Source organism: Desulfurivibrio modestus, from assembly GCF_044068625.1.
Lineage (GTDB): Bacteria > Desulfobacterota > Desulfobulbia > Desulfobulbales > Desulfurivibrionaceae > Desulfurivibrio.
On the sequence record NZ_JBIPKH010000008.1, the window covers coordinates 75,062 to 87,540 of the forward strand.

The window sequence follows — 12,479 nt, forward strand, 5'->3', positions numbered from 1 at the left end:
AAAATGGGCCTGTCATCAATATGAACAATTCCGTCCCGGTTTCCGACTTCACGGTTGAATGCCTGAAACTCGGCAAAACCTACCCCCCCGACATAACCGCCCTGCGCAATGTCTCCCTGACCGCCGCCCCCGGCGAGATTCTGTTCGTCACCGGGGTCAGCGGCGCCGGGAAAAGCACCCTGCTCAAGCTGATTTGCCGCCGGGAGTCCCCCAGTGGCGGCATGGTGATGCTGTTCGGCCAAAACCTGGCCCGGATCGGCAGCGCCGAAATGCAGCTGATCCGCCGCCGCATCGGGGTGGCCTATCAGGATTTCCGCCTGCTGCCCGATCTGAGTGTTATGCGTAACGTGGCGATGGCCATGGAGGTGGACTATCGCCCCCGCCGCATTGTCCGTCAACGGGTGGGCCGGTTGCTGGAGCAGCTGGGCCTGGCCGACAAAGAGCGGCGCCCGGTATCGGACCTCTCCTTGGGAGAGCAGCAACGGGTGGCCGTCGCCCGGGCCGCCGCCAACCAGCCGGCGCTCCTGCTGGCCGACGAACCCACCGGCAACCTGGACGAAAAAAGCGGCGCCCTGGTCATGGCCCTGTTTCGGGAGCTGGCCGCCGCCGGCACCACCGTAATCGCCGCCACCCACGACGAAAAACTCCACCGCGACAGCGGTCATCAAGTGTTGCGCCTGGAGCGCGGTTTTTTAGTGGAAGATACCCGTCATGAAAAAGCATACTAATCCAATCCCCCAGATCCTGCGCCAAACCGGCAGCAACCTGGCCAAAACCTGGCCGACCCAGATCATGGGGTTGTTCACCGTGATGCTGGCGGTGTTGATCTTCTCCTTTTTCCTGCTGGTCCATCTCAATATGCTGGCCACCGGCGCCCGCCTGGGCGAGGAGATCCGGCTCACCATCTATCTGGAGCGAGAGATCGAGCCGCCCCTGATGGCCCGCCTGGAACAGCAGATCCGCCAGTTCGGCGATATTGCCGAGGTTCGCTACACCTCCCGCCAGGAGGCCTTTGCCCGTTTTGCCGACCAGCTCGGCGAGGAGCGGGATATCCTCGACAATCTGGGCCCCGAGTTCCTCCCCCCCTCCATCGAGGTCACCCCCAGACCCAGCCTGCGCAGCCCCGATGACCTTGAGCGGCTGGCCGCCCATCTGCTGACCCTGCCGGACACCACCAGGGTCCAGTACGGCCGGGAATGGTTGCAGCGTTTCAGCGCCTTCAACCGGGTGCTGCAGGTGGTGGTGCTGATCAGCGGGGCGCTGCTGATTCTCAACATGATTTTCACCATCTCCCACAGCACCCGCCTGGCCATGGCCGCCCGCCGGGAAGAGATTGAAATCCTGCGTTTGCTGGGGGCCAGCCGCAGCTACATCAGCATTCCCTTTGTGGCCGAAGGCCTGCTCCAAGGCGGCCTGGGCTCGGGCCTGGGCACGGCCGCCCTCTGGCTGTTTTACCAGCGGATCGGCAATCCGGTGAACGAACCGGGCCTGCTGGGCCTGTTTACCCCCAGCTTTCTGCCCGTCCCGGTGATCGCCGGGATCATTATCGGCGGCACCCTGCTCTGTGTGGCCAGCAGCCTGCTCGTCGTCAACAAAGCCCTGCGGATCTAAATAATGGGGCCCCGACCGATCAACCGCCTGCTCTTGCCTGTCGTCCTGCTGGCCCTGTTGCTGGGCCAACTGCCCCTGGCGGCGGAGGAGGCCTCCCTTTACAAACGCCGCCCCCCCACCAGCGAAGATTACGCCCGACAGGGCGAAGATTACACCCGGCAGCTGGAACGGCTGCATCAAGGTCTGGCGGAACAGGAGGCCATGGCGGTGGAAGCCTGGCAACGGGAGCAAAGCCTTATGGCCGAACTGGCCCAACTCGATCATGAGTTAACGGTCCGCCAGGAACGCCAGGGGGAGTTGGAGGATCAGATCGTCCGCCAACGGGAGCTGATCGCCCGGCAGCGAGAGGCACTGGATCAGGCCCTGCAGGAGCTCAACCAGGCCGAGGAACATCTCCGGGCCCGACTGGCCGCCGCCTACCGCATGGGGGCCACCGGCCTGCTCAATATCCTCTTTTCCGCCCAGTCCCTGCCGGAGCTGCTTGATTTCCAGGAAAGTTTTCACCATATCATCGAGCATGACCGTCACAGTTTCGCCCGCTATCGGCAAAACATCGCCAATCTGGAGGAAACCGGCCAGGAACTCGACCGGAAACAGGCGGAACTGCTGGCCATCAGCGAAGAGCTCCAGCGCCAGGAGGAGGAGCTCCAGAAAGCTCGTGGTCAGCACGCCGCCCTGCTGCGGAGGGTGCAGATTGAGAAGCAGCTCTACCAGCAGGCTCGCCAGGAGATCGCCCGGGCCACCGAAAAACTGCGCGCCGCCCTGACCGATCTCCAGGCCCGGATGGAGGTCGAAGCCGCCGCCCAGCGCCTGCGGCCTGCCCCATTAGCCGGCGATTTCGCCGCCCTGCGCGGCCGCCTGGTCCCGCCAACCAGCGGCCCCATCCTGAGCCGCTTCGGCCAGAAAGAGGTAACGGGCCGACCGACCGCCCTGCCCCGTGACCCCAGCAAAGGGATCACCATCGCCGGCGCTCCCGGGGCCGGCGTTTACGCCCTGGCCCGGGGAACCGTCGCCTTTGCCGACAATGTCGAGGCCTACGGCAAAACGGTAATTATCGATCACGGCAACGAATATTTCAGCTTGGTGGCCGGCCTGGACGATATCCTGACCCTGCCCCGGGCGGAGGTGCGGCAGGGAGAAATTATCGGCCGCCTGAAAAATGATTCCGGCGAAGGGGCCGTCGCCACCGGACCGGTGCTCTATCTGGAGATTCGCTGGGGCCTGCGGCCCATCGATCCCCTGCCCTGGCTCAGAGGTCAATGACCAGTAGCTGTGGGCTCAGCAGGAAGGATAAAACATTGTCGAATGGGCACAAACATGCTACCCTGTGAAACGTTTTAAGTAATCTTTACTCAATTATCCATCGGGACCTCTCCATGAAAAATCCCCGCAACCTGGCAGCCAAACTATCCCTGCCCATCCTGGGCGCCCTGCTGTTTCTGGCCATCGCGGTCTGGCAGTTGCCCGACGGCGTGGCCGGAAAATCGCAACAGGACACCTACCGGCACCTGGAAACCTTTGCCAACGTCCTCCATATCGTCCAGCAGAGCTATGTGGAGGAGATCGACGCCGAAGAGGCGATCCAGGGGGCGATCCGGGGCATGCTGCAAGCGCTTGACCCCCACTCCTCCTTCCTGCGGGCCGACGACTTCAAAGAACTGCAGATGGAGACCAAGGGGACCTTCACCGGGATCGGGATCGAGATCTCCATGCGGGACGGGGTGTTGACGGTGGTTTCCCCCATCGAGGGGACCCCGGCCTTCCGCCAGGGGCTGCGGGCGGCGGATCGGATCGTTAGGATCGACGGCGAGTCCACCAAGGATATCTCCCTGATGGAGGCGGTAAAAAAGCTACGGGGCCCCAAGGGAACCGAGGTGGTGGTCTCAATCATGCGGGAGGGCTGGACGGAGTTCCGCGATATCACCATCGTTCGGGACCTGATCCCTATCCACAGCGTCCGCAGCAAGTGGCTGGAGCCGGGCTATGCCCACATCAGGATCTCCAACTTCCAGGCCAAAACCACCCGCGACTTCCGGACCGCCCTGGAGGACCTCCAGAAAGAGCAGGAGATCAGCGGACTGGTGCTGGATCTGCGCAACAACCCCGGCGGCCTGCTGGACCAGGCGGTGCAGCTGACCGATGTTTTCCTGGAGCGGGGAATCATCGTCTCCACCAAAGGGCGGATCCGGGAACAGAATATGATTTTTGAGGCCACCGGCAACGGCCCTGCCTACCGTTTCCCCATCGTGGTGCTGGTTAACGAGGGTAGTGCCAGTGCCTCGGAGATCGTGGCCGGCGCCCTGCAGGATCACCAACGGGCCATGATCATCGGCACCCCCACCTTCGGCAAGGGCTCGGTGCAGACCATCATCCCCCTCAATGACGGCGCCGGCCTCCGCCTGACCACCGCCCGTTACTACACCCCCAGCGGGGTATCGATTCAGGCCAAGGGAATCACCCCCGACGTGGAGGTCCGCAATGACGACCCCGCCCTCCTGGAGAACCGCGACGGGGCCAAGCCGCCCCACCAGATCCTCCGGGAACGGGACCTCCCCCACCACATCGATAACGATACCGACGCCCAACGGCAAAGCAGGGAGAGCAATGGGGAGGAGGACGAACTGCAGCAGCAGCTGGCCCGGGACCGCCAGCTGCAGTCGGCCCTGATGCTGCTCAAGGGGGTCCAGGTCTTTGGTGAGAGAACCAGACTGTAAGGGGATCAGGGGAGGAGAACTCCGCCCCTGCTGCTACTTCCGGCGGGCCTCTTCGTAGAGATCGCGACCCTGGAGGTCGTTGATCACCACCGCCGGAAATCCTTCAATCTCGAAGCGGAACATCGCTTCGGCCCCGGCGTCGGCAAACGCCACCACCTCGCTCTTCTTGATGCAGCCGGACAGCATTGCCCCGGCCCCACCGATGGTGGCCAGATAGATGGCGCCATGGCGAAGCATCGCCGCCCTGACCTCCGGCGAACGCGGTCCCTTACCCATGGTGGCCAGCAAGCCCAACTCCAACAGACGCGGGGTGTAGGCATCCATCCGGTAGCTGGTGGTGGGCCCGGCCGCCCCGATCACCCGCCCCGGCCGGGCCGGGGTCGGCCCCACATAGTAAAGCAATTGCCCGCGCAGATCCACCGGCAGGGCAGCCCCCTGGTCAAGCAGGGCGCAGAGCCGACGATGGGTCTGATCACGGCCGGTGTAGATTACGCCGCTGAGGCTGACCAACTCCCCCGCTTCAATGGCAGCCAGATCCTCGGGCTCGAAAGGGACCCGCAGGGCCCGCAGATTACGAAAAAAGCGCGGCTCGGTAGGCGATTGCGACATCAGAGTACGATCTCCTTGTGGCGGTGGGCGTGGCACTGGATATTCACCGCCACCGGCAAACTGGCGATATGGCAGGGAAAGAGCTCCAGGTGGACCGCCAGAGCGGTGTTTACCCCCCCCAGCCCATGAACCCCCGCCCCTTGCTCATTGATCTCCAGCAGCATTTCCGCTTCCAGGTCGGCCACATCGGACCGGGGATGAGCGTAACCCAAGGGTCGGCAGAGGGATTTTTTGGCCAGATAGGCCGCCTTCTCGAAGCTGCCACCCACCCCCACCCCCACCAGCACCGGCGGGCAGGGGTTGGAGCCGGCGGCCACCACCTGCTCCACCACATAACGGATAATGCCGGGCTTACCGGCCGAAGGCGGCAGCATGGCCATGGCGCTCATGTTTTCACTGCCGCACCCCTTGGGCAGAAAACGCAGGGTCAGGGCATCGCCGGCAACCAGTTCGAGATGAACCACCGCCGGGGTGTTATCATTGGTGTTGAGGCGGGTCAGGGGGTCGCAAACCGAATTCCGCAGGAAACCGTCCCGATAGCCCCGCCGCACCCCCTCCTGGATGGCCGCCTCCAGATCACCACCCACCCGAACTTCCCGGCCCAATTCGACAAAAACCACCGCCAGACCGGTGTCCTGACAGATCGGAATCTTCTCCCGGCTGGCGATATCGCTGTTGCTCAGCAACAGCTCCAGCACATTACGGGCCAATTCCGACGACTCCCGATCCCGGGCAATCAGCAGGGCCTCCAGGGTGTCCGGCTCCAGGTCGCAGGCGGCGGCCATGGCCAGCTCCCGCACCGCGGCGGTAACCGCGCTCTCTTCAATAACTTTCATGGTTAATCTTCATCCGCCTGACGCCGGCTGCGCAGGGCCATGCTCTGTTGTTTGAAATTGTGCTGGACCAGCTTTTCCCGGTCCTCCTCCATCACCAGGGCGAATTCCGAGCCGATCCGGTAGATGGCTCGACCCTGATGCTCACCATCCTGTTCGCACTGGGTGACCCGGGCAAAAAAGTAGAGATAGCTGTAGGAGGGCAGCAGGGCCAGATGAATCTCGACCAGATCCCCGGGGGTGAACTGCTCGAAGGAGAAGAAGGCGATCCCCCGCCCGCTGATACTCACCTTCTGCAGCTTCAGGGCATCAAAGAGGCTGCGTTCACCCTTGACCCTTTTCAGCAGAATATTGAGTTTGTTGTCCAGGTGCTTGAGAAAATCCGCCAGGTCCGGATCCCGGTTCCGCAGCCTCTCCAGAGCGGTATGGGCGCCGATATAGAGCTGAATATCCCCTAATCCCTCCTGGGTATAGATGGAGATCCCCTGCTGATAGTCCTCGGCAATCTCCGTGAATTTTTCCGGGGTCACCTTCTTGTAGGCCAGCAAAACCCGATCGGTGGCCCGCACCGCCCCTCTCCTGTTCCGCCCTTCACTCATTGTCCACCCCCGCCGGGTAATATGTCACCTGTCCCCCTCCAGCTCCAGTAACTCCCTGAACCCTTCAAAGGCCCGCACATCGGCCCCAGGCCGAATCCTGAACTCCACCCGCCGGTTGGCGGCCCTCCCCGCGGCGGTATCGTTGGCAGCCACCGGCTGGCCATCGGCGTAGGCCACCGCCGAGATCCGATCCCGGGGGATATCATACCGGGAAGTGAGATATTCCACCACCCCCACCGCCCGGGCCGAGGACAACTCCCAGTTGGATGAAAAGGGCGCCCCCGGACGGATGGGCACGTTGTCGGTATGCCCCCCCACCATCATGCTGGCACTGGACTCCACCAGAATCGGCCCCAGTTGATCCAGCAACCGTTTAAAATCCCCCTTGATTTCGGCCCGACCCAGATCAAAGGCCACCGAATCGCGAATTCTTACCAGCACCTCCCCGGCCTCCCCATCCTCGATGGTCACCAGCCCCGCGTCTTCCAACTCCCGGAACAGCTGCTGCACCGGCTTTCTGACATCGAAGGGTACCGTTTCAAACACGGTGGCGATGATCTTTTCGGCCCGGGGAACATGGTGGGCCGGGGTGATGGTCTGTATCCCGAAGGCTCGCTGGATGGAGCCGGTCACCTTGAGGAAGCTGGGCTCATCCAGGGTGGAGAAGGAGAGGATCAACACCAGAAAGCAGAGCAACAGCAGGGCGATATCGGCAAAGGTGGTCATCCACAGCGGGGCGCCGGGCGGAGGAGGCGGCTGTTTTTTGATCCTCTTTTTTGCCATCCCCCGACCTACCTTTTCTCCATGGCGTTTTTCCGATCCTTGGGGGGCAGGAAGGTTTCCAGGAACTCCTCCATCACCCGGGGATTGAGCCCCTTGAGGATCCCCAGAACCCCTTCGATGATCAACTGACGGTTACGCTCCTCCTCCTGGCTACGCAGAACCAGCTTGTCGGCCAGGGGGATAAAGAGAAAGTTGGCCAGTACCGCGCCATAGAGGGTGGTGAGCAGAGCCACCGCCATCCCGGGGCCAATGGCGGCGGGATCACTCATATTGGAAAGCATCTGCACCAATCCCACCAGGGTGCCGATCATCCCGAAGGCCGGAGCCGAGGCCCCCATGCCGTTGAAGACCTGCTGCCCCACCTGGTGGCGGGCCAGGGTCAGTTCCACCTCTTTCTGCAGAACCTCCTCGATAAACTCCGACTCATGGCCATCGACACAGTACATGATCGATTTTTTGAGGAATTTGTCGGTGATCGGCTGCTGCTCCAGGACAATCAAGCCATTTTTACGGGCCACGTGGGCCAGGCTGACAATCTCGGCGATTACCTCCTGGGGGTTGTTCAGCCGCACGGTAAAGGCGTTCATCGCGATCTTGAACGAATTGACCACATCGGCAATACTGAAACGGATCAGGGCGGTGGCCAGGGTCCCGCCGACCACGATCAGGACCGACGGGGGGTTGACGAATATGCCGGGGGCGTCCCCAAGCAGGATCGCCCCCACCAGCAGGACCGAGCCTAAAACCACCCCGATTAAGGTTGCTAAATCCATAGATAGCCGCGTCCTTTCCGCTTTTTCTTTGCCTGAAGGGCCGGCGGCGACCCGGGCCGCCCGCCCCGCCCACTCGGCTTACTTATCGGCCGGCCTGGTTTTTCCTTCAATCAACGGTCCGAAAGAGTGCTCGGCGGCGGGAAAAACTCCCCGCTCCACCTCATCCCTGAAGGAGGCCAGCGCCGCGCCGGCCTGTTCGGCCAGGGCGGCGTACTGTTTGGCAAACCGGGGTACAAAACGATCAAAAAGGCCCAACAGATCGTGGGTGACCAGCACCTGACCGTCACAGTACGGTCCGGCCCCGATCCCGATGGTGGGAATCGCAACCGCCGCGCTGATCCTTTGCGCCAGCAGGGCCGGCACGCACTCCAGCACCAGGGCAAAGGCCCCGGCCTCGGCCAGGGCCTGGGCATCGTGCAGCAACCGTTCCGCCGAACCGTCATCCCGCCCCTGAACCTTGAACCCTCCCAGTTGGCCGGCGGTCTGGGGAGTCAAGCCGATATGCCCCATCACCGGAATGCCGGCCCGCACCACCGCCGCCACGGTGGCGGCAATCCGCGCCCCCCCTTCCACCTTGACCGCCGCGCAACCGGCCTCTTTCAAAAAGCGGCCGGCGTTGGCAATCGCCGCTTTTTCATCAACCTGGTAGGAGAGAAAGGGCATATCCCCGATCAGCAAGGCGTTTTTTACCCCCCGCCGCACCGCCCGGGCGTGATGGATCATCTCCGCCATGGTCACCGGCACCGTGGAGTCATAGCCCAAGGCCACCATCCCCAGGGAATCGCCCACCAGAACCAGGTCCACCCCGGCCCGGTCGACCAGGGTGGCGAAGGCGGCGTCATGGGCGGTGAGCATGGTGATCTTCTCACCCCGCTGCTTCTTGGCCAGCAGATCGCAAACGCTCTTCACGGCAACAGCCATTCCGTCACTCTCCTTGGGGGAAAGGTTTAAGCGGCCCGGCCTCCTCAAAGAGCCCCCGACTCCGCTCCTGGCCGTTGCCGTTTTTACAGTTGAACACCCGGCCGAAATGCTCATAGGCGGCCCGGGTGGCCATCCGCCCCCGGGGGGTGCGGATCAGAAACCCGGCCTGGATCAGGAAGGGTTCATAGACATCCTCCAGGGTGTTCTTCTCCTCGCAGACCATGGTGGCCAAGGTCTCCAGGCCGATGGGCCCGCCCTGGAACCGGTCGATCAGGGCCAGCAGGATCCGGCGATCCATCTCGTCAAAACCGAGCTGATCCACCCCCAGCATCGATAGGGCCTGGTCGGCCACCTGGGCGGTGATACGCCCCTGGGCCTTGACCTCGGCAAAATCCCGCAGCCGCCGCAGCAGCCGGTTGGCGATCCGGGGGGTGCCCCGGGAGCGGCGGCCGATCTCGAGAGCCCCGCTCTCATCCATGGGGACCCCCAGCAGTCCGGCCGAACGCTTGACGATCAAGACCAGCTCCTCGGGGCGGTAAAAATCGAGCCGCAGGGCCAGGCCGAACCGGTCCCGCAACGGGGGAGTCAACAGGCCGGTCCTGGTGGTGGCCCCCACCAGGGTGAAACGGGGCAGCGACATCTTGACGCTGCGGGCGCCCGGCCCCTGGCCGATCACCAGATCCAGCTCATAATCCTCCATGGCCGGATAGAGGATCTCCTCCACCACATGGTTCAACCGGTGAATCTCGTCGATGAAGAGAACATCCCCCTCCTGGAGGCTGGTGAGGATGGCGGCCAGGTCGCCGGCCCGCTCGATCACCGGCCCGGAGGTAACCCGGATGGCCGCCCCCATCTCGTTGGCGATCACATAGGCCAGGGTGGTTTTGCCCAGGCCGGGAAAACCATGAAACAGGGTATGATCCAGGGCCTCATTGCGCCCCTTGGCGGCGGCAATGGCGATGGCCAGGTTCTCCTTGAGCTGCTCCTGACCGACATACTGGCTCAAGAGTTTGGGCCGCAGATCGGCATCGGGGAAATCTTCCGGGCCGACGACCGGATTGACCAGACGCTCTTCCAGGTTCATGCCAGGGACCTCAGGGTAAGGCGCAGCAGTTCATCAAGGGCCACGGTGGCCGCCTTCTCCTCCCCCAGCTGTCGCCGCACCTCGGCCAGGGCGGCCCGGGCCCGGACCGGCAGATATCCGAGGTTGAGCAGGGCGGAGAGGGCGTCCTGGAAAGAGGGTTCGGCAAACTCCGCCGTCGCCCCCTCGGCGGCGCGGCTGGCCCAGGTGGCCCGCGAGTCAACAGCCGGGAAGAAGTCAACCTTATCCTTCAACTCCAGGCAGAGCCGTTCAGCGGTCTTTTTACCCACCCCCGGCAATTTTTTCAGGGTGGCGATATCGTCGGTGGCGATGGCCCGGCTGAGCAGATCAGGCGCCGCCCCGGCCAAAATATTCATCGCCAGGCGCGGCCCCACTCCGGAGACCCCCAGCAGCAACAGAAAAAACCGTTTTTCGGCCGGATCAAGAAAGCCGTAAAGGCTGAAGGAGTCCTCGCGGACCACGGTCTGGATATAAAGGAAAACGGTCTCACCCAGAACGGGCAGCCTTTCGTGACGGCCGCCGGGGAAAAAAACCTCATAGCCCACCCCGCCCACCTCGACGATAAGGCTGTCGGTGCCCCGGTGCGCCAATTGTCCCTGCAAAGATGCGATCATGGCCATACCATACCCGAAAAAACCGGGATCAGAAAGGGTTGTGATTGGCGCAACAGATGGCCACCGCCAGGGCATCGGCGGCGTCCTGGGAGGGGCTGGCGGCCAGCTTGAGCAAGGCCCGCACCATCTGCTGGACCTGCTCCTTGGAGGCCTGGCCGTAACCGGCCACCGCCTGCTTGACCACCCGCGGGCTGTACTCGGCCACCGGCAGGCCATGCTCCATGGCGGCCAGAATAATCACCCCCCGGGCATGCCCCAGTTTCAGGGCCGAACGGGGATTGACCGCGGTGAACAGATCCTCCACCGCCGCCCGATCGGGCCGGTGGAGGGCGATCACCTCGGTCAAGCCCCGGTGGATCGCCAGGAGCCGGGCCGGCAGCTCCCGGTGCCGATCGGCCCGAATCACCCCGGCCGCCACCAAGCGTAAGCGGTTGCCCTCCTGCTCGATCACCCCGTAACCGGTGATCCGGCTGCCGGGATCAACCCCTAAAATCCGGCTGACCCGGCTCAGGAGATCGCCTCCATCACCTCATCGGAGATGTCGAAGTTGGCATGCACCTGCTGGACATCGTCGTTGTCTTCCAGAACTTCCAGCATCTTCATCAGCTGGGCGGCGGTTTTGGCGTCAGTAACCTCCACCACGTTCTGGGGGATCATGGTGACCCCGGCCTCGACAAAAACCACCCCCTTACCCCGCAGGGCCTCGCTCACCTGCTCATAATCCTCCGGGGCGCAGAGCACCTGAAAGGAGTCGTCCTCGCTGACAACATCCTCGGCCCCGGCCTCCAGGGCCAGATCCATCAGCGCGTCCTCATCGATGGCGCCCTTGTCGACCACCATCTGCCCCTTCTTATTGAACATCCAGGAGACACAGTTGGCCTCGCCCATGTTGCCGCCATGCTTGCTGAAGGCGTGGCGCACCTCGGCCACGGTCCGCACCCGGTTGTCGGTCATGCTCTCCACCAGCACCGCCACCCCGCCGGGACCATAACCTTCGTAGGTGATCTCCTCATAGGTCACCCCTTCCAGCTCACCGGTCCCCTTCTTGATGGCCCGATCGATATTATCCTTGGGCATATTCTCGGCCTTGGCCGCGGCGATGGCGGTTCGCAGCCGGGGGTTGCCGCCGGGATCACCGCCGCCCAGCCGAGCCGCCACGATGATCTCTTTGATGATCCGGGTGAAGATCTTGCCCCGCTTGGCATCCACCGCCCCTTTCCGCCGCTTGATATTGGCCCACTTGGAATGTCCCGCCATCTATTGCTCCCCTTCCTCTTCCCTGGTTGTTATTGTATTGCTTGCTCCGGCCGCCGCCGGCCGAAAATCGAAACCCAGCACAAAGACCTCCCGGCTTTCCGACCGGGAGCTTTTCGGTTTGAAAATTTTGACCCTGGCAAACCAGGGGCGCAAGGAGTCGACCAGCTCCTTGAAATCCTCCCCCTCGAACACCTTGCAGTACCAGCGCCCACCCGGCTCCAGCAGCTCCCCGGCCAGCCGCAGCACCTCCCGGGCCAGGTTGAGGGATTGCTGCTGATCGGTCCAGCGATTGCCGGTGGTGCGGGGAGCCATATCGCTGAGCAACACGGTATAGGAAGGAGAGATCGCCTTGACCCGGGCCAGCACCGTCTCCTTGGTAATATCACCCAGAATGAAATGGAAGGGGGCGCCTTTTCTGGGCCGGATCGGCCCGGGATTGAGGTCAACCCCCACCACCAGACCCCGGGCCCCGACCTGCTCGGCGGCATACATACTCCAGCTGCCGGGCTGGCAGCCCAGATCCAGCACCCGGTTACCGGGGCGGAGCAATCCGAACTTCTGCTGGGCTTCCACCAGCTTGTAGACGGAACGGGCCGGATAGCCCGCCTTCTTGGCCTGGTGAAAATAGTGATCCTGAACCTGCTTCATCTGCGCCGCCGCGTC

At 63.2% G+C, this 12,479-nt stretch carries 15 protein-coding genes; 4 read left to right on the forward strand and 11 right to left on the reverse strand.

What is annotated here, in order from left to right; translation table 11 throughout:
• Positions 1 to 20 precede the first annotated feature (20 nt).
• The 4 genes from ACHHRT_RS06945 to ACHHRT_RS06960 all read left to right on the forward strand — a co-directional run bounded on the left by ACHHRT_RS06945 (position 21) and on the right by ACHHRT_RS06960 (position 4,325).
• Positions 21 to 728, forward strand: a complete 708-nt coding sequence (locus ACHHRT_RS06945; RefSeq protein WP_395499028.1) for a cell division ATP-binding protein FtsE — start codon at positions 21 to 23, stop codon at positions 726 to 728.
• A complete protein-coding gene (locus ACHHRT_RS06950) occupies positions 712 to 1,611 on the forward strand; it encodes a cell division protein FtsX (protein WP_395499029.1) in 900 nt (299 codons plus the stop codon). Before ACHHRT_RS06945 ends, ACHHRT_RS06950 begins: the two co-directional genes overlap by 17 nt.
• 3 nt (positions 1,612 to 1,614) lie before the next feature.
• Positions 1,615 to 2,874: a murein hydrolase activator EnvC family protein gene (locus ACHHRT_RS06955; RefSeq protein ID WP_395499030.1), complete on the forward strand. Its 1,260-nt coding sequence runs from the start codon at positions 1,615 to 1,617 to the stop codon at positions 2,872 to 2,874.
• Between the two features lie 113 nt (positions 2,875 to 2,987).
• Positions 2,988 to 4,325: a S41 family peptidase gene (locus ACHHRT_RS06960; protein WP_395499031.1), complete on the forward strand. Its 1,338-nt coding sequence runs from the start codon at positions 2,988 to 2,990 to the stop codon at positions 4,323 to 4,325.
• A 33-nt stretch (positions 4,326 to 4,358) separates the two neighbouring features.
• Here ACHHRT_RS06960 and ACHHRT_RS06965 read toward each other — a convergent pair whose 3' ends face one another.
• The 11 genes from ACHHRT_RS06965 to ACHHRT_RS07015 form a co-directional block, all read right to left on the reverse strand.
• Complete coding sequence (locus ACHHRT_RS06965; protein WP_395499032.1) at positions 4,359 to 4,934, reverse strand: FumA C-terminus/TtdB family hydratase beta subunit; 576 nt, start codon at positions 4,932 to 4,934, stop codon at positions 4,359 to 4,361.
• Positions 4,934 to 5,770, reverse strand: a complete 837-nt coding sequence (locus ACHHRT_RS06970) for a fumarate hydratase (RefSeq protein WP_395499033.1) — start codon at positions 5,768 to 5,770, stop codon at positions 4,934 to 4,936. The genes ACHHRT_RS06965 and ACHHRT_RS06970 overlap by 1 nt, the downstream gene beginning before the upstream one ends.
• 2 nt (positions 5,771 to 5,772) lie before the next feature.
• Entirely contained in the window at positions 5,773 to 6,366 is a 594-nt protein-coding gene (locus ACHHRT_RS06975) for a PilZ domain-containing protein (RefSeq protein ID WP_395499034.1), read from the reverse strand.
• A gap of 24 nt (positions 6,367 to 6,390) precedes the next feature.
• On the reverse strand, positions 6,391 to 7,149 hold the full coding sequence (locus ACHHRT_RS06980; RefSeq protein WP_395499035.1) for an OmpA/MotB family protein: 759 nt from the start codon (positions 7,147 to 7,149) through the stop codon (positions 6,391 to 6,393).
• 8 nt (positions 7,150 to 7,157) lie between these two features.
• A complete protein-coding gene (locus tag ACHHRT_RS06985) occupies positions 7,158 to 7,922 on the reverse strand; it encodes a motility protein A (RefSeq protein WP_395499036.1) in 765 nt (254 codons plus the stop codon).
• Between the two features lie 78 nt (positions 7,923 to 8,000).
• The gene (gene panB / locus ACHHRT_RS06990) at positions 8,001 to 8,843 is read right to left on the reverse strand and encodes a 3-methyl-2-oxobutanoate hydroxymethyltransferase (RefSeq protein WP_395499037.1); all 843 of its coding nucleotides are present in this window, start codon (positions 8,841 to 8,843) and stop codon (positions 8,001 to 8,003) included.
• Between the two features lie 4 nt (positions 8,844 to 8,847).
• Positions 8,848 to 9,927: a Holliday junction branch migration DNA helicase RuvB gene (ruvB, locus tag ACHHRT_RS06995; protein WP_395499038.1), complete on the reverse strand. Its 1,080-nt coding sequence runs from the start codon at positions 9,925 to 9,927 to the stop codon at positions 8,848 to 8,850.
• Positions 9,924 to 10,559 (reverse strand): Holliday junction branch migration protein RuvA, encoded by a 636-nt coding sequence (ruvA, locus tag ACHHRT_RS07000; protein WP_395499039.1) that lies wholly within the window; start codon positions 10,557 to 10,559, stop codon positions 9,924 to 9,926. Before ruvA ends, ruvB begins: the two co-directional genes overlap by 4 nt.
• A 28-nt stretch (positions 10,560 to 10,587) precedes the next feature.
• The gene (gene ruvC, locus ACHHRT_RS07005; RefSeq protein ID WP_395499066.1) at positions 10,588 to 11,070 is read right to left on the reverse strand and encodes a crossover junction endodeoxyribonuclease RuvC; all 483 of its coding nucleotides are present in this window, start codon (positions 11,068 to 11,070) and stop codon (positions 10,588 to 10,590) included.
• Positions 11,067 to 11,816 carry a YebC/PmpR family DNA-binding transcriptional regulator gene (locus ACHHRT_RS07010; RefSeq protein ID WP_395499040.1) on the reverse strand — a complete coding sequence of 250 codons (750 nt, stop codon included), beginning with the start codon at positions 11,814 to 11,816 and terminating at the stop codon, positions 11,067 to 11,069. Before ACHHRT_RS07010 ends, ruvC begins: the two co-directional genes overlap by 4 nt.
• Positions 11,817 to 12,464: an RlmE family RNA methyltransferase gene (locus tag ACHHRT_RS07015; RefSeq protein ID WP_395499041.1), complete on the reverse strand. Its 648-nt coding sequence runs from the start codon at positions 12,462 to 12,464 to the stop codon at positions 11,817 to 11,819.
• Between the last annotated feature and the right edge of the window lie 15 nt (positions 12,465 to 12,479).

Excerpts from the sequence above, each read along its gene's own strand:
- ACHHRT_RS06945 (WP_395499028.1), top strand. The coding sequence starts at position 21 with ATGAACAATTCCGTCCCGGTTTCCGACTTCACGGTTGAATGCCTGAAA.
- ACHHRT_RS06950 (WP_395499029.1), top strand. The coding sequence starts at position 712 with ATGAAAAAGCATACTAATCCAATCCCCCAGATCCTGCGCCAAACCGGC.
- ACHHRT_RS06955 (WP_395499030.1), top strand. The coding sequence starts at position 1,615 with ATGGGGCCCCGACCGATCAACCGCCTGCTCTTGCCTGTCGTCCTGCTG.
- ACHHRT_RS06960 (WP_395499031.1), top strand. The coding sequence starts at position 2,988 with ATGAAAAATCCCCGCAACCTGGCAGCCAAACTATCCCTGCCCATCCTG.
- ACHHRT_RS06965 (WP_395499032.1), bottom strand. The coding sequence starts at position 4,934 with ATGTCGCAATCGCCTACCGAGCCGCGCTTTTTTCGTAATCTGCGGGCC.
- ACHHRT_RS06970 (WP_395499033.1), bottom strand. The coding sequence starts at position 5,770 with ATGAAAGTTATTGAAGAGAGCGCGGTTACCGCCGCGGTGCGGGAGCTG.
- ACHHRT_RS06975 (WP_395499034.1), bottom strand. The coding sequence starts at position 6,366 with ATGAGTGAAGGGCGGAACAGGAGAGGGGCGGTGCGGGCCACCGATCGG.
- ACHHRT_RS06980 (WP_395499035.1), bottom strand. The coding sequence starts at position 7,149 with ATGGCAAAAAAGAGGATCAAAAAACAGCCGCCTCCTCCGCCCGGCGCC.
- ACHHRT_RS06985 (WP_395499036.1), bottom strand. The coding sequence starts at position 7,922 with ATGGATTTAGCAACCTTAATCGGGGTGGTTTTAGGCTCGGTCCTGCTG.
- panB (WP_395499037.1), bottom strand. The coding sequence starts at position 8,843 with ATGGCTGTTGCCGTGAAGAGCGTTTGCGATCTGCTGGCCAAGAAGCAG.
- ruvB (WP_395499038.1), bottom strand. The coding sequence starts at position 9,927 with ATGAACCTGGAAGAGCGTCTGGTCAATCCGGTCGTCGGCCCGGAAGAT.
- ruvA (WP_395499039.1), bottom strand. The coding sequence starts at position 10,559 with ATGATCGCATCTTTGCAGGGACAATTGGCGCACCGGGGCACCGACAGC.
- ACHHRT_RS07010 (WP_395499040.1), bottom strand. The coding sequence starts at position 11,816 with ATGGCGGGACATTCCAAGTGGGCCAATATCAAGCGGCGGAAAGGGGCG.
- ACHHRT_RS07015 (WP_395499041.1), bottom strand. The coding sequence starts at position 12,464 with ATGAAGCAGGTTCAGGATCACTATTTTCACCAGGCCAAGAAGGCGGGC.